At 59.8% G+C, this 18,612-nt stretch carries 19 protein-coding genes; 9 read left to right on the plus strand and 10 right to left on the minus strand.

Features of this window, described 5'->3' with window-relative positions; translation table 11 throughout:
- Positions 1 to 24 precede the first annotated feature (24 nt).
- Positions 25 to 771 carry a hypothetical protein gene (locus CAF73_RS02015; protein WP_085701762.1) on the plus strand — a complete coding sequence of 249 codons (747 nt, stop codon included), beginning with the start codon at positions 25 to 27 and terminating at the stop codon, positions 769 to 771.
- 71 nt (positions 772 to 842) lie between these two features.
- Positions 843 to 2,762, plus strand: a complete 1,920-nt coding sequence (locus CAF73_RS02020; RefSeq protein ID WP_085701763.1) for an alkaline phosphatase D family protein — start codon at positions 843 to 845, stop codon at positions 2,760 to 2,762.
- A 51-nt stretch (positions 2,763 to 2,813) separates the two neighbouring features.
- On the opposite strand, the gene CAF73_RS02025 is transcribed toward CAF73_RS02020, so the two are convergent.
- Positions 2,814 to 3,986: an aspartate aminotransferase family protein gene (locus tag CAF73_RS02025; protein WP_085701764.1), complete on the minus strand. Its 1,173-nt coding sequence runs from the start codon at positions 3,984 to 3,986 to the stop codon at positions 2,814 to 2,816.
- A 102-nt stretch (positions 3,987 to 4,088) separates the two neighbouring features.
- Between CAF73_RS02025 and CAF73_RS02030 the strand changes: the two genes are divergently transcribed.
- The 4 genes from CAF73_RS02030 (at position 4,089) to CAF73_RS02045 (ending at position 6,911) form a co-directional block, all read left to right on the plus strand.
- Positions 4,089 to 4,994, plus strand: a complete 906-nt coding sequence (locus CAF73_RS02030) for a LysR family transcriptional regulator (RefSeq protein ID WP_085701765.1) — start codon at positions 4,089 to 4,091, stop codon at positions 4,992 to 4,994.
- 45 nt (positions 4,995 to 5,039) lie between these two features.
- Positions 5,040 to 5,444: a GNAT family N-acetyltransferase gene (locus tag CAF73_RS02035; RefSeq protein ID WP_085701766.1), complete on the plus strand. Its 405-nt coding sequence runs from the start codon at positions 5,040 to 5,042 to the stop codon at positions 5,442 to 5,444.
- Positions 5,445 to 5,508: 64 nt separating this feature from the next.
- Positions 5,509 to 6,033, plus strand: a complete 525-nt coding sequence (locus tag CAF73_RS02040) for a hypothetical protein (RefSeq protein WP_085701767.1) — start codon at positions 5,509 to 5,511, stop codon at positions 6,031 to 6,033.
- Between the two features lie 173 nt (positions 6,034 to 6,206).
- Entirely contained in the window at positions 6,207 to 6,911 is a 705-nt protein-coding gene (locus tag CAF73_RS02045; protein ID WP_085701768.1) for a hypothetical protein, read from the plus strand.
- 69 nt (positions 6,912 to 6,980) lie between these two features.
- Here CAF73_RS02045 and CAF73_RS02050 read toward each other — a convergent pair whose 3' ends face one another.
- The 6 genes from CAF73_RS02050 to cyoA form a co-directional block, all read right to left on the minus strand.
- Positions 6,981 to 7,472, minus strand: a complete 492-nt coding sequence (locus CAF73_RS02050) for a RidA family protein (protein ID WP_085699892.1) — start codon at positions 7,470 to 7,472, stop codon at positions 6,981 to 6,983.
- A gap of 230 nt (positions 7,473 to 7,702) precedes the next feature.
- Positions 7,703 to 8,590, minus strand: coding sequence for a heme o synthase (gene cyoE / locus CAF73_RS02055; protein ID WP_039765651.1), 888 nt, complete (start codon positions 8,588 to 8,590; stop codon positions 7,703 to 7,705).
- Between the two features lie 10 nt (positions 8,591 to 8,600).
- Positions 8,601 to 8,936 carry a cytochrome o ubiquinol oxidase subunit IV gene (gene cyoD / locus CAF73_RS02060; protein ID WP_065261339.1) on the minus strand — a complete coding sequence of 112 codons (336 nt, stop codon included), beginning with the start codon at positions 8,934 to 8,936 and terminating at the stop codon, positions 8,601 to 8,603.
- Positions 8,936 to 9,562 (minus strand): cytochrome o ubiquinol oxidase subunit III, encoded by a 627-nt coding sequence (locus CAF73_RS02065; RefSeq protein WP_065261340.1) that lies wholly within the window; start codon positions 9,560 to 9,562, stop codon positions 8,936 to 8,938. Before CAF73_RS02065 ends, cyoD begins: the two co-directional genes overlap by 1 nt.
- A 3-nt stretch (positions 9,563 to 9,565) precedes the next feature.
- The gene (cyoB, locus tag CAF73_RS02070) at positions 9,566 to 11,596 is read right to left on the minus strand and encodes a cytochrome o ubiquinol oxidase subunit I (RefSeq protein ID WP_085701769.1); all 2,031 of its coding nucleotides are present in this window, start codon (positions 11,594 to 11,596) and stop codon (positions 9,566 to 9,568) included.
- A gap of 3 nt (positions 11,597 to 11,599) precedes the next feature.
- On the minus strand, positions 11,600 to 12,541 hold the full coding sequence (gene cyoA, locus CAF73_RS02075) for a ubiquinol oxidase subunit II (protein ID WP_085606895.1): 942 nt from the start codon (positions 12,539 to 12,541) through the stop codon (positions 11,600 to 11,602).
- Positions 12,542 to 12,888: 347 nt separating this feature from the next.
- Here cyoA and CAF73_RS29565 point away from each other — a divergent pair, with 347 nt between their 5' ends.
- On the plus strand, positions 12,889 to 13,224 hold the full coding sequence (locus CAF73_RS29565) for a hypothetical protein (protein WP_139834795.1): 336 nt from the start codon (positions 12,889 to 12,891) through the stop codon (positions 13,222 to 13,224).
- Between the two features lie 141 nt (positions 13,225 to 13,365).
- On the opposite strand, the gene CAF73_RS02085 is transcribed toward CAF73_RS29565, so the two are convergent.
- The 3 genes from CAF73_RS02085 to hmpA all read right to left on the minus strand — a co-directional run bounded on the left by CAF73_RS02085 (position 13,366) and on the right by hmpA (position 15,866).
- Complete coding sequence (locus CAF73_RS02085; RefSeq protein ID WP_007956723.1) at positions 13,366 to 13,875, minus strand: disulfide bond formation protein B; 510 nt, start codon at positions 13,873 to 13,875, stop codon at positions 13,366 to 13,368.
- A 25-nt stretch (positions 13,876 to 13,900) separates the two neighbouring features.
- Positions 13,901 to 14,461, minus strand: coding sequence for an ester cyclase (locus CAF73_RS02090; protein WP_085701770.1), 561 nt, complete (start codon positions 14,459 to 14,461; stop codon positions 13,901 to 13,903).
- Between the two features lie 223 nt (positions 14,462 to 14,684).
- Positions 14,685 to 15,866, minus strand: a complete 1,182-nt coding sequence (hmpA, locus tag CAF73_RS02095; protein ID WP_085701771.1) for an NO-inducible flavohemoprotein — start codon at positions 15,864 to 15,866, stop codon at positions 14,685 to 14,687.
- Between the two features lie 163 nt (positions 15,867 to 16,029).
- Here hmpA and norR point away from each other — a divergent pair, with 163 nt between their 5' ends.
- Both norR and CAF73_RS02105 read left to right on the plus strand, forming a co-directional pair.
- The gene (norR, locus tag CAF73_RS02100; RefSeq protein ID WP_085700815.1) at positions 16,030 to 17,583 is read left to right on the plus strand and encodes a nitric oxide reductase transcriptional regulator NorR; all 1,554 of its coding nucleotides are present in this window, start codon (positions 16,030 to 16,032) and stop codon (positions 17,581 to 17,583) included.
- A 123-nt stretch (positions 17,584 to 17,706) separates the two neighbouring features.
- Positions 17,707 to 18,609: a chemotaxis protein CheV gene (locus CAF73_RS02105; RefSeq protein WP_085700816.1), complete on the plus strand. Its 903-nt coding sequence runs from the start codon at positions 17,707 to 17,709 to the stop codon at positions 18,607 to 18,609.
- Positions 18,610 to 18,612: the final 3 nt, after the last annotated feature.

Below are 18,612 nucleotides of genomic sequence, written 5' to 3' on the forward strand. Positions count from 1 at the left end.
TTGCAGGTTTAAGGAAAGGATCGAATGGAGTTTCTGCGTTTTCTGGCATTTGTCGCGGCCTGGGGTTTGATGTGGCGCTGGGTGGTGAAAAACCGCGGCAGCTGGCATTTGTTTTACGCCAACCTGGTCGGTGTAGCGGGCGGTTTCATTGTTTCGATGGTGGTGCTGGCGATCACTTTTTCGCTGTTCCCGTCGGCGCATCGCTACGAAACTGCGCAGACTGAAAACGTCGTGGCACAGCAGGAAGCCGAGCCGACCTCGTTGCTGCCGGAAGCCGAGGCGGTCGCAAGCCCTGCTGTGCTGAAAGACGCGCCGGTGTTTGCCGCTATCGAGCCGGACAACAAGCCTTCTCCAGCGGATTCCGCATTGCTGCCGAACTACGCCAGTCGCGCCCCGAAGACGATGTCGGTGCAAACCGTGATCGACCAGAGTGACGATCAGGGGCGCAAGGCCCTGACGGCGCTGAGCAAAAAATCGCGCGCCGACGCCCAGGGCGACAAATCAATGCTCGCGTATGTGATGTGCAGCCCGTTTGTGACCAGCACCTTGCGCTTCCCCGCCTCTGCCCGGTTTGCCGACAGCAAAAGCCTCACGCCACAGCGCTTCAAGGATCAGGTTTACTCGTTCAGCAACACCGTCACCGCACGGAACATGAATGGCGACGACGTGACCTACCGCTTCGACTGCTCCGTACAGGAACGGCCAAGCGTCGACGCGACACCTGCCGAATGGCGCCTGCTGGCGCTGAAGCTGGAAAAAGCCGGCTCTTAAGCCTGGTTTAAGGGTTCAAGGCGCCGGCTGCGCTATCATCGCCGGCCTGTGCGCCTTGAGCTTTTTCCCCAATGCCTGCGACACCTGATGACCTGAGCCCGTTGCCTGCTGTTCTGGCCGGGCCACTGCTGCGCCGACTGGAACCGACGCGCCTGGTGCTTTGGCTGGTCGGCAGCCGCGAGCTGTCGCTGACCTTGCGCCTGCAAGGCGTAGGAGACATTCCACTGGATGCCGGGAAATGCACGGTCATTCCTGTGGGCACCGGGGCGTTTGTTCACCTGATCGACGTTGCGCTGGAAACGGCCCTGCCCTGCGACACCCGCATCGACTACGACCTGTTGATCGATGGCCAGCAGCCCATCGCCGACTGGGCGCCACACCTGCTCTACGACAACGCCAGCGGCCCGAACTTCGTCCTGCGCTCGCGCATCGACCAGTTGCTCCACGGTTCCTGCCGCAAGCCGCATCACCCGGCCGCCGACGGTCTGCTCTGCGTTGACCGGTTGCTGGCCGCCGAAACTGATCCGCAGCAGCGCCCCGCGCTGTTGATGATGAGTGGTGATCAGGTTTACGCCGATGACGTGGCCGGTCCGATGCTGCGGGCAATTCATGCCCTGATCGAGCGCCTCGGCCTGTTTGGTGAGCACCTCGAAGGCGCGGTGGTCAGCGACAGCGCGATGCTCTACGAACACCCGGCCAGTTACTACCACCGTGCGGATTTGCTGCCGGCACTGGAAAGTAACGAGACACTGCGCGAGCGTTTCTTCGGGGGTGCGCGCAAGCCGATCTTCACCAGCAGCAGCGCCGACAATCACCTCGTGACGTTTGCCGAAGTGATGGCGATGTATTTGCTGGTGTGGTCGCCAACCCCTTGGGCACTGGTCAACCCGCAACCGCCAGCGCTGACGACTGAACGCCTCAAGCGCTATGCCCTCGAGCAGACCCGCATTGACGGGTTCAAGGCCGGACTCGGCCAGGTTGCCCGGGCGTTGGCGCACTTGCCGAGCCTGATGATTTTCGATGACCACGACATCACCGACGACTGGAACCTGTCCGCGCAATGGGAGGAAACGGCCTACGGCCACCCGTTCTCCAAACGCATCATCGGCAACGCGCTGATCGCCTACATGCTGTGTCAGGGCTGGGGCAACCATCCGGATGCATTCAGCGCAGTGCTGGAGAAAACCCGAGGCCTGAGCGCGAGCGGTGACGATCGCTACCTCGACGCGCCCGTGCAGGACGCATTGATCGAGGAACTGCTGCGTTTTCAGCAATGGCATTTCGTATTGCCGACCAGCCCGGCGCTGGTGGTACTCGATACCCGCACCCGACGCTGGCGCAGCGAAATGGCGCTCAAGCAACCGTCGGGTCTGCTGGACTGGGAAGCTCTGAGCGAACTGCAGCAGGAACTGCTCGACCACCCTTCGGCGATCATCGTTTCGCCGGCACCGATCTTCGGTGTGAAGCTGATCGAAACCGTGCAACGAGTCTTCAGCTGGTGCGGTTATCCCCTGCTGGTGGACGCGGAAAACTGGATGGCCCATCGCGGCGCGGCCCAGGTGATCCTGAACATTTTCCGACACTCACGTACACCGGGCAGTTACGTGGTGCTGTCAGGCGACGTGCATTATTCCTTCGTCTACGAAGTCCTGATCCGACATCGCAAGGCCGGCCCGCGCATCTGGCAGATCACCAGCAGCGGCATCAAGAACGAATTCCCGCCGACCCTGCTGGAATGGTTCGACCGCCTCAACCGCTGGCTCTACTCGCCGCGCTCACCGCTCAACTGGCTGACCAAACGCCGCCGCATGCGCATCGTGCCTTATGTGCCCGAGCACGCCGAAGCGGGTGAACGCCTGTGGAATTCGGCGGGGATCGGCCAGGTGTTTTTCAATCAACAGGGACAGCCGAACGACATCATTCAGCACAACGCGAACGGCGCACCGAAGACCCGAATGCTGGCGCCGGATTTGTCGGACTACCCTGATTAAAAAAAATGGCTGCCGAAAAAACGGCAGCCATTTCAGACGCGACCGGGACAATCAGCTTTCGCCCAGCACCCGAGCCACCCCTCTGACAATCATCCCCACCTCCCGCTCATCAATCGTCAGCGGCGGCAGCAGCCGGATCGTCTTGCCGCGAGTGACGTTGATCAGCAGTCCATGATCCCGCGCGGCAATCAGTGTCAGGTCGCGGACCGGCTGTTTGAGTTCGATGCCGATCATCAACCCTTGCCCCCGAATCGCCAGCACATTCGGATTGTCCGCCAACTCTGCGCGCAAACGGGTCAGCAGTCGCTCGCCTTGAACCCTGGCATTTTCCAGCAGGCCTTGTTCTTCGATGATCTCAAGCACGGTGCAACCCACCCGACACGCCAATGGATTGCCGCCGAAGGTGCTGCCATGGCTGCCGGGGGTGAACAGATCCGCCGCCCGGCTCCGTGCCAGGCAGGCGCCGATCGGCACGCCGTTACCCAGGCCTTTGGCGAGGGTCATGACGTCGGGAACGATGCCTTCGTGCTGGAACGCGAACCAGCGGCCGGTACGACCGATACCGGTCTGGATTTCGTCGAGCATCAGCAGCCACGCGTGGCGGTTGCACAACTCGCGCAGGGCCTTGAGGTAGCCAGGCGGTGCCAGTTGCACGCCGCTTTCGCCCTGGATCGGCTCGACCAGAATCGCCACGATCCGCTGGCCATGCTTGCGCTGCACTTGCTCCAGCGCTTGAAGATCGCCGAACGGCACTTTGACGAAATCCCCGGGCAAGTGATTGAAACCCAGGCGCACCGCCGGGCCATCGCTGGCGGACAGGGTGCCGAGGGTACGGCCATGAAACGCGTTGGCCATCACCACCACCAGCGGCTGTTCGATACCTTTGCGCCAGCCGTACAGACGCGCCAGTTTCAGCGCGGTTTCGTTGGCCTCGGCACCGGAGTTGTTGAAGAACGCCCGCTCCATCCCCGCCAGCCGCGTCAGCTTCTGCGCCAGCGATTGTTGCCAGTCGATGCTGTAGAGATTGGAAGTGTGCAGCAGCAATCCCGCCTGCTCGCTGATCGCCGAGACGATGCGCGGGTGCGAATGGCCGACATTGGTCACCGCCACGCCCGCCACCGCATCCAGGTATTCGCGGCCCGCCTGATCCCAGAGTCGGGTGCCCAGGCCTCTGATGAAGCTCAAGTCCAGCGGTTGATAAGTGTTCATCAGGGCGGCGGTCATGTCGGCAAACTCCAGCGAGGTGAGAGGTGCTGGCAGTATGGTTATCCACCTGAACTGGATAAACTCGGTAAAACTTCAATCATTTAAAAGCCGGGCTTGATAATGGATTTGTTCCAGTCGATGAGCGTGTACGTCAAGGTTGTGGAATCCGGCAGCATGACGGCGGCCGCGCTGCAGTGCGAAATGTCCACGACCATGGTGGGCAACCACCTGCGGGCGCTGGAGCAACGGCTCGGCGTACAACTGTTGCAACGCACCACCCGCCGCCAGCGACTGACCGAGTTCGGCAGCGTTTACTACCAGCGCTGCCTGGAAGTGCTCGGTCTGGTCGCCGACTCCGAGCGGCTCGCCGAGCAGACGCTCGATGAACCGCGCGGCATCCTGCGAGTTACTGCGCCGCTGACCTTTGGCGTCGAACGCCTGGCCCCGGCGCTCAGTGAGTTTTCCCTGCAATGCCCGCAGGTCAAACTCGATGTGATCCTGACCAACCGCCGTCCGGATCTCCTGGAAAGTGGTCTCGATGTGGCCTTCCGACTGGGGCACTTCGACCAGTCCAACCTGATCGCCCGCCCGCTGATCGACTACACCCTGACCGTCTGCGCCTCCCCGAAATACGTGGCCCGACGCGGCATGCCGCTCACGCCTGAGGAACTGCGCCAGCACGACTGCCTGTCCTTCGCCTATCCCGCCGGTGACGACTGGCAATCGGTGGAAAAGCAGTGGCGCCTCAGCGGCCCGGACGGCGAAATCATGGTCGATGTCAAAGGCCCGATGCTGATCAACAGTTCCGCCGGCCTGCATCAGGCCGCGCGCACCGGCATGGGGATCGTGATGTTGCCGGACGCGCTGGTGGAACAGGATCTGCGCGACGGCCGACTGGTTGTCGTGATGCCGCAATACCAGCCGCCAAACCGCCCGATGCATCTGCTCTACGCGCCTGATCGCTATCGGCTGCCGAAACTGCGTCGCTTCGTCGAGTTCGCCATGCAGACGTGGGGCAGACCGTAAACAACGCGACTACCGTTGGAAATACACCAGGGAAGGGATCAACGAATGAACGAAGACATTTCAGTACGCGATCTCATGTCCACGGAAGTGGAGGCAGCAAGGCAGTTTCTCGAGCGGCACGGCTGGGGCCATCGCACCGGCACCGCCGAACATTTCGCACAGCTTGTTCAGAACTCTCAGCGCACCGCCGTGGCATTGAGCGGCCAGCAGATTGTCGGTTTCGCCCGAGGCCTCACCGATGGTTTGTCCAACGGTTACCTGTCGATGGTAGTGGTCGACGGGCAACATCGGCGCTCGGGCATCGGGCGGGCGCTGGTTGAACATGTGATGGGCGACAACACCGACATCACCTGGGTCCTGCGTGCCGGGCGCGAAGGCGCGGAAGCGTTTTTCGCCAGTCTGGGATTTGAAACATCGGTGATTGCGATGGAGCGTTTGCGGCTGAAATAGCCGACGTTTACTGTGACCCCGGCTATGCTCCACCCTCCTCCTTCTCCAGCATGGATGCTGCGCAATGCTCACGATTCTGCAAAACACCCCGTTGCGGGTTTACCTGATTCTTCTGCTGGTGGTCTGTCTCGGTATCAAGGCATTTTCTCCTCGCCGTGAAAGCCGCGCCTCAATGCTCATAACACCCCCGGCGTTTCTCGCGTGGTCGCTGTACTGCGTGAGTCTGACGATCAACCCGGTCTTGTTTTTGAGCATCTGGTTCGGTTCGCTTATGTTGGGTGGAATCTCGGCCTGGCTGGTGTTCTCCCGGCGGGGCATAGAGCTCGACGACTCCGCGACCGGGCTGATCATGCCCGGCACGGTAAAAACCCTGATCATGTATTTGATGTTCTTTTTCGCAAACTACTACTTCAATTATCAGCATGACGTGCATCCGGAGCGTTCTGCGTCGCCGGACATGCTGCTGTTCAAGGCCGGCATTGCGGGTTTCATGTGCGGCCTGATCGGTACCCGCTCGTTGAAGCTCTACTGGACGCTGCGTAACCTGGCGTCCCGGCGGTTACCGATAAATGCCGTCGCCAATGAATAACGCAGGGCGCTCGCGGTGCCTGGTTACCCATCAGAAAACATCAGGATAAATAATCGGCACCGCCGGCCCCTTGCTCCGTGACAACGCCGCCGCGCTCCCCTAAATTAGTCGGCCTGAAAAAGCCTTCAGCGCTTTCTCGTCTCATCTCAAGTTAAAAAAGTAGTGAAATTTCAATGTCCGATTTCAACACCGCTGAATCCGTAGTCACTCTGTCGTCCAAAGCGGAATACGAAAACTCCATCAATCTTTCACAACACATCCCACAGGCGAAGATCATCAGCGAGATGGTGCTGGACGCGTTCCAGTCGAGCCGCGAGAGCGATCAGATCCGCGAGTTGCGCGCCGCGATCCGTCAGGCCCATGATCGCTTCGATGACGATCAGGCTTACGAACTGATGGGTCAGCTCAAAGCGCTGAAGGACGCCGAGGCCGCTGACACCGCCGCGCTCGAAGACCTGAGCAGCAAATTCCCGATCAGCCGCATCCTGTCCAGCTTCAAGGACGATCCGGCGTTCCAGGAAATCGTCTACGGCCTGGCCCTCAAAGTGCTGAACCAGACCCATCAAGCGATCAGCAACCCGAGCGGCGGCAAGGGCAAAGCCGCACGCGCCAAGAAAGACGTCGAAGTATTCAGCATCAGCAAGGACGGCATCAGCGTGACCTTGCCGATGCGCACACCACGTTCGCGCCTGAGCGTGGATCGCGAGGCGCTGGAATTCCTCGGTTTCACCTTCGTCGGTGAAGGCGATGAGGCGGAAATCGAAGGCGAAACGTTCGTCGACAACGCTGGCACCGAGCACGCGATCAACCGCAAGAACATCATCACCGCCCTGCAACAGCAGACCGCGTTCGACGGTTACAGCATCGCCGCCCAGTAATACCGGCGCTGACGAAAAAGCCCCGCTCTGAAATTCAGGCGGGGCTTTTTGTTGGGCTCTGATTGGCGATTATGCCGATGGGTGCACGGCGGCAATCATGTCGACTTCGATGGCTGCATTCTTCGGCAACTGATAAACGCCGACGGTGGTGCGAGTGTGACGCCCGACATCGCCCAACACATAACTGAATACATCCGAAGCGCCGTTGGCGACTTCGCTGAGGTCAACGAAATCCGGCGTGGACTTCACGTACACCGTGACCCGCAACAACGCCCTGACCTTGTCCAGCGAACCGACTGCATCGACGATGAACGCCAGGCAACGCATGGCGCTGATGCTCGCGGCGGCTTGCGCATCCTTGAGCGTCAGCTCCAGCCCGACCCGGCCGGGATACTGAATCTTGCCCTCGGTGCGCGGCACCATGCCACTGATGTACAGCTCATCGCGATGACGCACCAGCGGCGCGTAATTGCCGCCCACCGTGTTCTCGCCATTGATGTCGTAATTCAGCTCTTTTGCCAGGGCAATGAAGCGCTCGTCGCAGGTCATCCTCTCAGTCATTTCGCCCAGCCTCTTGATCGATGCATGTCGTTGGATCCGAATCTAGGGCTTTTGCCTACCGACCGCAACCTGTCGATTTCGAGCGAGTCGCTTCGGGAGAATGGCTGGTTACCGCGCCCTTTTGGGAGAAGGTCTGTCGGCGACAATTGACGTCGTTTCTCCAGCATCCGAGCAACAAAAAACCCCGCTCATCTCTCGATGAACGGGGTTTCTCGTACAACGTTCGAACCTTACGGCGCGTACGTCAGCAGCAGCTCGGTCGGCACCTTGAAGTCCAGGGACATCATGACGCTCAACGCGGTGATGGTGAAGATCGAGAACACGAACAGCTTGCGTGCCCAGACCGTGTCATCCACCGCCTTGTAGCCGGTCCAGGCCATGTACAGCCAGTACATGCCCATGGCCGCGGCGACGGCGAGGTAGCTCATGCCGGCGTAGCCGCTGAAGGTCAGCATCAGGGTCGCCACGAGGAAAGCCAGGATGTAGAACAGGATGTGCTTCTTGGCCACCTGGATCCCGCGCTTCACTGGCAGCACCGGAATCGATGCGGCCAGGTAATCGTTGAAGCGGAAGATCGCGATGGCGTAGGAATGCGGCATCTGCCACAGGCTGAACATCACCAGCAGAGTCAACGCGGCCATGTCGAAGCTGTTGGTCACGGCCACGTAACCGATCACCGGCGGCATGGCGCCCGACAGACTGCCCACCAGCGTGCCGTGAACCGACTTGCGCTTGAGGTACAGGCTGTAGAAGCCGACGTAGATGATGAAGCCGATCACGGCGAACAGGGCAGCCAACGGGTTGGCCACCTTGTACAGCAACGCAACGCCGGCGACACCCAGGACGGTCGCATAGACCAGGGCCAGTTTCAGGGAGATCAAGCCCTGAACCAGCACCCGGTTTTTGGTGCGCTCCATCTTCAGGTCGATGTCGCGGTCGATGCAGTTGTTGAACACGCAACCGGAGGCCACGACCAGGGAAGTGCCGATCATGGCGGCCAGGAACACCGCCAGATCCACATGCCCTTTCGAGGCCAGGAAGAACCCGCCTGCCACAGAAAGCACGTTACCGAAAATGATCCCCGGTTTGGTGATTTGGATAAAGTGCTTGAGCGACATCGGGTCTACCTCACTTCGCCATCATGAACGTGTGGATGCTGAACATGATCCACAGCGACAGGCCGACCAGCAGCAGGATCACGATGGCCGTAAAGACGAACGCGATCACGTTGTTACGCTGAGCCACGGAGCGGTCCAGGTGCAGGAAGTAATACAGGTGAACGATCACCTGGATCACGGCGAACAGCAGGACGATTGCCAGCGTCGTCGACTTCGGCAGGGTCGGGAACATCACCAGGCCGAACGGGATGACGGTCAGGATTACCGACAGGATGAAGCCGATGGCGTACGACTTTACGCTGCCGTGGCCAGCATCATGGCTGTCATGGGAGTGTGCATTAGCCATTACAGGGTCCCCATCAGGTAAACAACGGTGAATACGCAGATCCACACCACGTCCAGGAAGTGCCAGAACAGGCTCAGGCAGCTCAGACGGGTCTTGTTGGTCGCCGTCAGGCCGTGCTTGTTGACCTGGTACATCATGATGCCCATCCAGATCAGACCCGCGGATACGTGCAGACCGTGGGTACCGACCAAGGTGAAGAACGCCGACAGGAAGCCCGAACGGCTAGGACCGAAGCCCTCGGAGATCAGCAGGTGGAACTCGTTGATCTCCATGGCGATAAAGCCTGCGCCGAGCAGGAAGGTCAGGAACAACCAGCCCAGAACCTGCTGCTTCTTGCCTTTGTACAACGCCAGCATGGCGAAGCCGTAGGTGATCGAACTGAACAACAGCAGAGCGGTTTCGCCCAGCACGTATGGCAGTTCGAAGATGTCGTGGCCCGACGGGCCACCGGCGACGTTGTTTACCAGTACCGCGTATACCGCGAAGATCGACGCAAACAGAATGCAGTCGGTCATCAGGTAGAGCCAGAAACCGTATACGGTCATCTCGCCCGAGTCGTGGTGATGGTCATCGTGCCCATGGTCGTGGCCATGGGCGTGTCCAGCATTGGTCACTAAGTTCGACATTGTTTAAGCCTGTTCCAACTTGGTTTCAACACGGGTCGCGGAAGCAGGGATCTTCCCGGCCGCTACCAGACGCTTGTGCTGCTCGGCTTCGATGCGCTCGATCGTTTCAACCGGAACCATGTAGCCCTGGTCGTCACGTGCAGCGTGGATCACGAAGTAGATGACAGTGCCGGCCAGGCTGGCGATCGCCAACCACCAGATGTGCCAGATCATCGCGAAACCGAATACGGTCAGCAGTGCGCCCATCACCACGCCAGTGGCGGTGTTGTTCGGCATGTGGATCGGCTCGTACTTGGCCGGAGTCTGGTACGCAGTACCGTTTTCCTTGGCTTCGGTGAACGGGTCGATGCAGTCAGCCTTAGGCAGCACAGCGAAGTTGTAGAACGGAGGTGGCGACGAGGTCGACCATTCCAGGGTATGGGCATTCCACGGGTCACCGTGTTCGCACATGTTTTCCGGCTTGTTGCGGTCACGTACCGAGACGTACAGCTGGATCAGCTGGCAAGCGATACCAACGGCGATCAGGATCGCACCGAACATGGCAACGTACAGGTACGGTACCCACTCAGGGTTGGTGGTGGCGTTCAGACGACGGGTCATGCCCATGAAGCCCAGTGCATAGAGCGGCATGAACGCGACGAAGAAGCCCGAGATCCAGAACCAGAACGCTGCTTTACCCCAGCCTTCGTGCAGCTTGAAGCCGAACGCTTTCGGGAAGTAGAAGCCGAAACCTGCGATGTAGCCGAATACCGCACCGCCGATGATCACGTTGTGGAAGTGCGCGATCACGAACAGGCTGTTGTGCAGAACGAAGTCAGCACCCGGGATGGCCAGCAGTACGCCGGTCATGCCGCCGATGGCGAAGGTCACCATGAAGCCCAGAGTCCACAGAACCTGGCTGGTGAAGCGCAGACGGCCCTGGTAGATGGTGAACAGCCAGTTGAACAGTTTCACACCCGTCGGGATGGAAATCAGCATCGTCGCCAGACCGAAGAAGGCGTTGACGCTCGCACCCGAACCCATGGTGAAGAAGTGGTGCAGCCAAACCATGAAGCCCAGTACCGAGATCGCGCCCGAAGCGTAGATCATCGAGTGGTGGCCGAACAGTTTCTTGCCGGTGAAGGCCGAGATCACTTCCGAGAAGATGCCGAAGGCCGGCAGGATCAGGATGTAAACCTCAGGGTGGCCCCACGCCCAGAACAGGTTGACGTACATCATTGGATTGCCACCAAGTTCATTGGTGAAAATGTGGAAATCCATGTAACGGTCAAGGGTCAGCAGTGCCAGGGTAGCGGTCAGGATCGGGAACGAAGCCACGATCAGAACGTTTGCCCAGGTGCAGGTCCAGGTGAAGATCGGCATGTCCATCAGCTTCATGCCCGGGGTACGCATTTTCAGCACGGTCGCCAGGAAGTTAACCCCGGTTAACGTTGTACCCAGACCCGATAGCTGTAGCGCCCAGATGTAGTAGTCCATCCCCACGCCAGGGCTGTACTGCAGACCCGACAGCGGTGGATAGGCAACCCAGCCGGTCTTGGCGAATTCGCCGACGCCCAGGGACAGGTTGATCAGCACGACGCCGGACACCAGCAGCCAGAAGCTCAGGGAGTTCAGGAACGGGAACGCAACGTCACGCGCGCCGATCTGCAGCGGCACTGCAAGGTTCATCAGGCCGGTGAAGAATGGCATCGCCATGAAGATGATCATGATCACACCGTGAGCGGTGAAGATCTGGTCATAGTGTTCAGGTGGCAGGTAGCCAGGCGAACCCTCGGTGGCCATGGCCAGCTGGGTACGCATCATGATGGCGTCGGCAAAGCCGCGCAGCAGCATGACCATGGCGACGATGATGTACATCACGCCGATTTTCTTGTGGTCGACCGACGTCAGCCACTCGGTCCACAGGTAAGTCCACTTCTTGAAGTAGGTGATTGCAGCGAACAACGCCAGACCACCGAGCGCGATCATCGAGATGGTGACCATCACGATCGGCTCGTGGAAAGGGATCGCTTCCCAACTTAATTTACCAAACATCGTTTACTCCTCTGCCCCGGCAGCTGAATGCGAATTCGAGTCCATATCCGTTGCCGCCACTTCTTTCTCTTTCTTCTCGTGCTTCAGCGGCTTGCCCGGTTTCATGCCTTCGTACTTGTCGACGATGGTCTGGAACAGGTTCGGCGTGACCGAGGAGTAGAGCTCGACTGGATTGTTCTGGCTTGGCTTGGCAAGGGCTGCGTATTCAGCTGGTTCAAGCTGTTTAGGTGCCTTTTTGACTTCACTTACCCAGGCGTCGAAATCTTCCTGAGAAGTTGCGATCGCTTTGAATTTCATACCGGTGAAACCAGCGCCGCTGTAGTTGGCGGAGATACCGTCCATTTCAGCGTTGCGGTCAGCGATCAGGTGCAGCTTGGTGGTCATGCCCGCCATCGCGTAGATCTGGCCGCCCAGGCCCGGGATGAAGAACGAGTTCATCACCGCGTCCGAAGTGATCCGGAAGTTAACCGGGGTGTGCGCCGGGAACACGATCTTGTTGACCGTGGCGATGCCTTGTTCCGGGTAGATGAACAGCCACTTCCAGTCCAGCGCGACCACTTCGATGGTCACCGGCTTGACGTCGGATTCGATCGGACGATACGGATCCAGCGAGTGGGTCGACTTGTAGGTGATGTAACCCAGGGCAATGATGATCAGGACCGGGATGGTCCAGACTGCCACTTCGATCTTGGTCGAGTGCGACCATTTCGGGGTGTAGACGGCGTTCTTGTTCGAGGCGCGGTACTTCCAGGCGAACAGGAAGGTCATGACGATGACCGGCACAACAACCAACAGCATCAGCAGCGTAGCGGTGATGATCAGGTTGCGCTGTTCCAGGCCGACCTGGCCCGTTGGATTGAGCAAGGTCATGTTGCAGCCTCCCAGCAACAACGTGCCGAGCAGCGGCACTAGGCCTAGTAATCTGGGGTACCTGTTTTTACTCATCTCACGACCTCTAAAGCAGCTTGCGCAATGCAGTTGGGTTTTGATCGCCAACACTTCACCCTGCCAAGGGTTGGCATTTTCTTTGGATTGAATAAGGGCCGCCCGTCGCGCGTCAGACGCTCGACAAAACCTGGGACAGCGTTCAGTTCTTATTCGAATTCGTGGTCAAAGGCCTTGTTACAGACCAATTCCATTTGGTGCGGAAAGTTGGAAGGCACCGACACCTGGGTGTCTCGCATGCCTCTCGGCTGCTCGACACCCGACTTCCTGCTCGCCTCCTTAATAAAGGCTGAACAGTGCCGGGAATTCAGTGCGGGCGATTGTAGATAGGTAGCGCCCTATACACCATGTCTTATCCCGAAATAATTTTTATCGCTCAGAGCAACAATCCATCACCGTTTTTGCAAAAGTTCCGCATGTTATCGAAATCGATTCTCAACAAAAACACCAAAAAATGTAGGTCTATCGGCATCAGTTCAGACAGCTCCGAGGGCTTTTTCCCACCGCGCGATCCGCGCAAAGCCCGATATGCCAAGGCTTTTGGCCATCTGTCGGAGTCTGTTAAAACTGCCTGTTCCGGCACACGCGTGCAAAAACCGAAAAACGCTGAAACAGACCAATCCTTTTTTGTAACAGCACTCCAATGCGGCCCTGTGAATCGCCCTGCGACAGGGCGTGTGTGACAACATGTCGCACACCTGTCGCACCCTTCCTTGCCGTTCGTCACGGTGTTTTCACACAGACCCTGAAATGCAAAACGCCTCGAGTCGCATCACTGCAAATCGAGGCGTTTGTTTTATCGGCGCAAGCGCCGAAAAGTTGATTCAGCGCAGTGCTTTTCGGTTACGCGAGGTCAGCAGCGGCACCAGAATCACCACCAGCACGAAGGCCACCAGTGCCCATTGCGCCAGCGACAGGCCAAGGATCGGCGGGTACGGCGTCGAACAGAAACCGTCGACCTGGAAGCCCAGCGGGAAGATCTTCGCCAGCGGCAAATCATCGACGATCGGCTGCAACACATCGATGCCGCAACTCACCGCCGGATAAAACTGGGTGTACACGTGATGCCCGGCAACACCGGCCCCGGCGATGGCACAAATCACCACCAGCACCTCAAACACCGTGATGCTGCGGCGGGTGCGCATGGCCGCGCCGATGAACGCGAACAGCGCGATCAGCAGCAACGCATAACGCTGCAGGATGCACAGCGGGCACGGTGCCTCGCCCAGCACGATCTGCATGTACAGCGCGCCGCCGATCAGCGCCAGGCAGATGATGCCCAGCAACACCAGATAGCGCCGCTCACGTCCCAATCGAATCGTTTCCTCGCTCATCGCGTTTCCCTTTCATGTCCATGGTTCAGCTGGCCGGCGGCTGCGCTTGCAGTTGCGCCATCAGGCTGATGTTGTCTTCGATATGCCAATTGGCCGCGATGCGACCGTTGTCGATCTGATAGATATCGGTAGCCCGGAAGTCTACACGCTGGCCCTGCCCTTTGAGAGCCTTGAACGTGCCGGTGAAATGCCCGCGAAAGTGCAGATGCACCACCACGCGATCCCCGGCGACGATCATTTGCTCGATCTCGCAACTCAAGTCCGGCACCGCCGTGCGAAAGAACTTCGATGCCAGCAGTGGCCCGGTCGGCCCCTGCACCCGGCCTTCCGGTGGAGTCTTGTCGACAAACTGCGGCGACAGGGCCGCAGTGGCCAGCGCCTCTTCGCCGGTGTTCCAGAAACTGCCGTAACGCCGTGCCGCCAGTTCCATCGCATCACGCTGCGCCTTGGGCAGGCTCTGATCGACGATCAGGGTCCGGGGTTCGATCAAGGCAGACTCGGCAAAGGCAAACGGGCTGGACAGCAAGGCAACCGACAGGCCCAACGTGGCCAGGCTGAAACGACGGGAAGAGGCGAAGTGCGACATGGGGCGATCCTGATCATGTAAACGAACGAGCGCCTATCATCAGCATCGGGGAATAAACGATAAACCGGTTAAGAAACGATTAACCTTTAAACAGAATTTAAGAATCAAGACCGCATAACGGCCAATCGTCGGATCGCCGCCCGGAGCAGGCTCGCTCCCACAACGGATTGCATTCCAGTGTGGGAGCGAGCTTGCTCGCGAATGAAGGCGACTCGATTCCGGATTATTCCAGAGCAGCAGCCGGCCCGAAGAACTCATACCGGCTCTGCTTCTCCGGCACGCCCAGCGCCTTCAGATGACGCTTGATCGCCCCCATGAAGCCTTTGGGCCCAAGGAAGTAGGCGTCCACATCACGCTCCGCCGGCAACCACTCGCCCAGTTGCTCCTCGCTCAACAACCCGACCTTGTCCGCCGCCGGGCTCACGCCGTCATCTTCGGCGTAGCAATAGAAGCGCTTGAGCTGCGGATGACGCGCCGCGAGCCCGTCGATCCAGTCACGGAACGCATGCACGCTGCCGTTGCGGGCGCTGTGGATGAAGTACACCGGACGCTCGGTTTCCAGTGCCGCTTCCAACATCGCCAGCGTCGGCGTGATACCGACGCCGCCGCTGATCAGTACCAGCGGTTTGTCGCTGGCAGTCAGGGTGAACTCGCCCGATGGGGGGAACAGTTGGATGCTGGAACCGACATGCAACTGATCGTGCAAATAATTGGAAGCTCGGCCACCCGGTTCACGCTTGACGCTGATGCGGTACTGACCTTTGTTGGCCAGGGCCGACAGCGAGTAGTTACGGCGGATTTCTTCGCCGTCGAGCATCAGCTTCATGCCGATGTACTGACCGGGCTCGGCTGCCAGGATCGGGCCCTTGTCCGCCGGCTCGAAGTAGAACGAAGTGATTTCCGCACTCTCTTCGACCTTGGCTGCGACGATGAACTCCCGCGCCCCGCGCCAGCCGCCGACGGCTTGCTCTTTCTGGTCATAAATGGCGGTTTCGGCGCCGATCAGGATCTCGGCCAACTGACCGTAGGCAGCGCCCCAGGCACTCATCACTTGCGGCGTGGCGATTTCTTCGCCGAGCACTTCGGAGATCGCGCGCAACAGGCAGGTGCCAACGATCGGGTAGTGTTCCGGCAGGATCTGCAACGCCACGTGCTTGTTGATGATCTTCGCCACCAGATCGCCCAACTGGTCGAGCTGATCGATGTGACGGGCGTACATCAACACGCCGTTTGCCAAGGCGCGAGGCTGGTCACCGCTGGCCTGGTGGGCCTGGTTGAACAGCGGGCGGACTTGCGGGTATTCGGAGAGCATCATGCGGTAGAAATGGGTGATCAGCGCTTCACCGCCGCTTTCCAGCAGAGGCACAGTGGATTTGACGATGGCACGATCCTGGACGCTAAGCATAAGGGTGACTCCTGAGCTTTCTCTAAAAGTGCGTCATCCATTCCAGTAATCGTGCCAACTATTTTTTCTATATAAATCAAGCATTTGAAAATTATGTAGTCAGATCGACACAAGCACCTCTATAGTCGCTTCGACTACAACATGTCTCTTTGACTACAAACCCATGTCCGCCAAATCATTGCTCACCGCCCTGCTCCCCCTGGTCTCCGACCTGTCCCGCGAACTGCCCGAAGGCGAGCGCTACCGACGCCTGCTCGAAGCCATGCGCGCCCTGCTGCCGTGCGACGCTGCGGCCCTGCTGCGTCTCGACGGTGAATGGCTGGTGCCACTGGCGGTGGACGGTTTGAGTACCGATACCCTCGGCCGCCGCTTCAAGGTCAGCGAACATCCGCGTTTTGAAGTGCTGCTGGCCGGCGAAGGACCCACCCGCTTTGCCGCCGACAGCGATCTGCCCGATCCGTATGACGGACTGGTCGACGGCCTCGACGACCACCTCGAAGTTCACGATTGCCTCGGTTGCCCGTTGTTCGTCGATGAAAAACTCTGGGGGCTGATCACCCTCGACGCCCTCGATCCCGAACGTTTCGAACCGATCGAACTCGACGCCCTGCAAGCCTTCGCCAGCCTCGCCTCGGCCACGGTCAATGCCGCCGAACGCATTGAGCGCCTGGCCATTCGTGCCGAGGACGAACACCAGCGCGCCGAGGTCTATCGCCAGGCCAGCGGCCAGCAGAACCGCGAAATGATTGGCCAGAGCAAGGCGCATAAACGGCTGGTGGAAGAAATCAATCTGGTCGGTGGCAGCGACCTGACCGTGCTGATCACCGGCGAAACCGGGGTCGGCAAAGAGCTGGTGGCCCAGGCGATCCACGCCGCATCCAAGCGCGCCGACAAACCGATCATCAGCCTCAATTGCGCGGCCCTGCCGGACACGCTGGTGGAAAGCGAACTGTTCGGCCACGTGCGCGGCGCCTTTACCGGCGCCACCAGCGACCGACGCGGCAAGTTCGAACTGGCCAACGGCGGCACGCTGTTTCTGGATGAAGTCGGCGAGTTGTCGCTGACCGTCCAGGCCAAGCTGTTGCGGGTGTTGCAGAGCGGCCAGTTGCAACGTCTGGGTTCGGACAAGGAGCATCAGGTCGATGTGCGCCTGATCGCCGCGACCAACCGCGACCTGGCCGAAGAAGTGCGCAGCGGCCGCTACCGCGCCGACTTCTACCATCGCCTCAGCGTCTACCCGTTGCGGGTGCCGGCACTGCGTGACCGGGGGCGCGACGTGTTGCTGCTCAGCGGCTATTTCCTGGAGCAGAACCGCTCGCGCATGGGCCTTAACAGCCTGCGCCTGAACAGCGACGCCCAGGAAGCACTGCTGGCCTACACCTGGCCGGGCAATGTGCGGGAACTGGAGCATTTGATCGGACGCAGCGCACTGAAGGCGCTGGGTAACTGCAAGGTGCGGCCGAAGATCCTCAGCTTGAGCGCGATGGATCTCGATCTGCCGCGCGAGATTGTGGATAACTCGCCGGCGCCGTCTGAAGCGACTGCCACTGCGCCATTGATCAGCGGTGACCTGCGTGCAGCCACCGAGCAGTATCAGCGGCAGTTGATCAGTGCAGCGCTTGAGCGCAATCAGGACAACTGGGCCAGCGCCGCCCGCGAACTGGGGCTGGACCGGGCGAACCTGGGGCGGCTGGCCAAGCGGTTGGGGATGAAATAAAAGTCCCGCCGTCGGATTGGCGCCAGAATCCCTAAAGCCTGCCGGTTACAAGTCGATAACCCGGCATCGATACCTGCTGGCGATCCGTGCGATCGCCGCTCACCTTTTCCACAGAAGGTTTTTATGTCTTCCAACAAAGCCCGCGCAGATTCACTTTCGCTTCTGCTGTTTACCTTGCGCAGCGGCAAGCTGATGGCGATCAACCTGCTGAAGGTCAGTGAAATCATCCCCTGCCCGCCGCTGACCAAGCTGCCGGAGTCGCACCCGCACGTCAAAGGCATCGCCACCCTGCGCGGTGCTTCGCTGTCGGTGATCGACCTGAGCCGCGCCATCGGCGAGCGGCCGCTGGAAGATCCGAACGGCGGCTGCCTGATCGTCACCGACGTCAGCCGCTCGAAACAGGGCCTGCACGTGCAGGCGGTGAGCAAGATCGTGCATTGCCTGACCACCGACATCAAACCGCCGCCGTTCGGTTCCGGTGGTTCGCGCGCCTACATCACCGGCGTGACCTCGGTGGACGGCACGCTGGTACAGGTGCTGGACATCGAAAAAGTCATCCACGGCATCGCCCCGGCGCAGATCGAAATGGCCCCGACCGAGCTGAGCATGGAAGACGCCGAAGTGCTGGGCAACGCGCGAATCCTGGTGGTCGACGACAGTCAGGTGGCGCTGCAGCAATCGGTGCACACCCTGCGCAACCTCGGCCTGCAATGCCATACCGCGCGCAGCGCCAAGGAAGCCATCGACTGCCTGCTGGACCTGCAAGGCACGGCGCAGCAGATCAACCTGATTGTCTCGGACATCGAAATGTCTGAGATGGACGGCTACGCCTTCACCCGCACCCTGCGCGAAACCCCGGACTTCGCCCACCTCTATGTGCTGCTGCACACCTCGCTGGACAGCGCGATGAACAGCGAAAAGGCCCGCCTCGCCGGGGCCAACGGCGTGCTGACCAAGTTCTCCTCGCCCGAGCTGACTCACTGCCTGATCGAAGCGGCCAAGCATGTCGCTGCTCACGGCCACTGAGTC

The organism is Pseudomonas sp. B15(2017), from assembly GCF_002113215.1.
In the GTDB taxonomy this organism is placed as follows: domain Bacteria; phylum Pseudomonadota; class Gammaproteobacteria; order Pseudomonadales; family Pseudomonadaceae; genus Aquipseudomonas.

Coding starts and splice junctions, on each gene's coding strand:
- CAF73_RS02025 (WP_085701764.1), bottom strand. CDS start 3,986: ATGACCGCCGCCCTGATGAACACTTATCAACCGCTGGACTTGAGCTTC.
- CAF73_RS02030 (WP_085701765.1), top strand. CDS start 4,089: ATGGATTTGTTCCAGTCGATGAGCGTGTACGTCAAGGTTGTGGAATCC.
- cyoB (WP_085701769.1), bottom strand. CDS start 11,596: ATGTTTGGTAAATTAAGTTGGGAAGCGATCCCTTTCCACGAGCCGATC.
- CAF73_RS02045 (WP_085701768.1), top strand. CDS start 6,207: ATGTCCGATTTCAACACCGCTGAATCCGTAGTCACTCTGTCGTCCAAA.
- CAF73_RS02050 (WP_085699892.1), bottom strand. CDS start 7,472: ATGACTGAGAGGATGACCTGCGACGAGCGCTTCATTGCCCTGGCAAAA.
- CAF73_RS02105 (WP_085700816.1), top strand. CDS start 17,707: ATGTCTTCCAACAAAGCCCGCGCAGATTCACTTTCGCTTCTGCTGTTT.
- cyoE (WP_039765651.1), bottom strand. CDS start 8,590: ATGTCGCTCAAGCACTTTATCCAAATCACCAAACCGGGGATCATTTTC.
- CAF73_RS29565 (WP_139834795.1), top strand. CDS start 12,889: ATGTCTTATCCCGAAATAATTTTTATCGCTCAGAGCAACAATCCATCA.
- CAF73_RS02065 (WP_065261340.1), bottom strand. CDS start 9,562: ATGTCGAACTTAGTGACCAATGCTGGACACGCCCATGGCCACGACCAT.
- hmpA (WP_085701771.1), bottom strand. CDS start 15,866: ATGCTTAGCGTCCAGGATCGTGCCATCGTCAAATCCACTGTGCCTCTG.
- CAF73_RS02015 (WP_085701762.1), top strand. CDS start 25: ATGGAGTTTCTGCGTTTTCTGGCATTTGTCGCGGCCTGGGGTTTGATG.
- CAF73_RS02085 (WP_007956723.1), bottom strand. CDS start 13,875: ATGAGCGAGGAAACGATTCGATTGGGACGTGAGCGGCGCTATCTGGTG.
- CAF73_RS02040 (WP_085701767.1), top strand. CDS start 5,509: ATGCTCACGATTCTGCAAAACACCCCGTTGCGGGTTTACCTGATTCTT.
- cyoA (WP_085606895.1), bottom strand. CDS start 12,541: ATGAGTAAAAACAGGTACCCCAGATTACTAGGCCTAGTGCCGCTGCTC.
- CAF73_RS02090 (WP_085701770.1), bottom strand. CDS start 14,461: ATGTCGCACTTCGCCTCTTCCCGTCGTTTCAGCCTGGCCACGTTGGGC.
- norR (WP_085700815.1), top strand. CDS start 16,030: ATGTCCGCCAAATCATTGCTCACCGCCCTGCTCCCCCTGGTCTCCGAC.
- CAF73_RS02020 (WP_085701763.1), top strand. CDS start 843: ATGCCTGCGACACCTGATGACCTGAGCCCGTTGCCTGCTGTTCTGGCC.
- cyoD (WP_065261339.1), bottom strand. CDS start 8,936: ATGGCTAATGCACACTCCCATGACAGCCATGATGCTGGCCACGGCAGC.
- CAF73_RS02035 (WP_085701766.1), top strand. CDS start 5,040: ATGAACGAAGACATTTCAGTACGCGATCTCATGTCCACGGAAGTGGAG.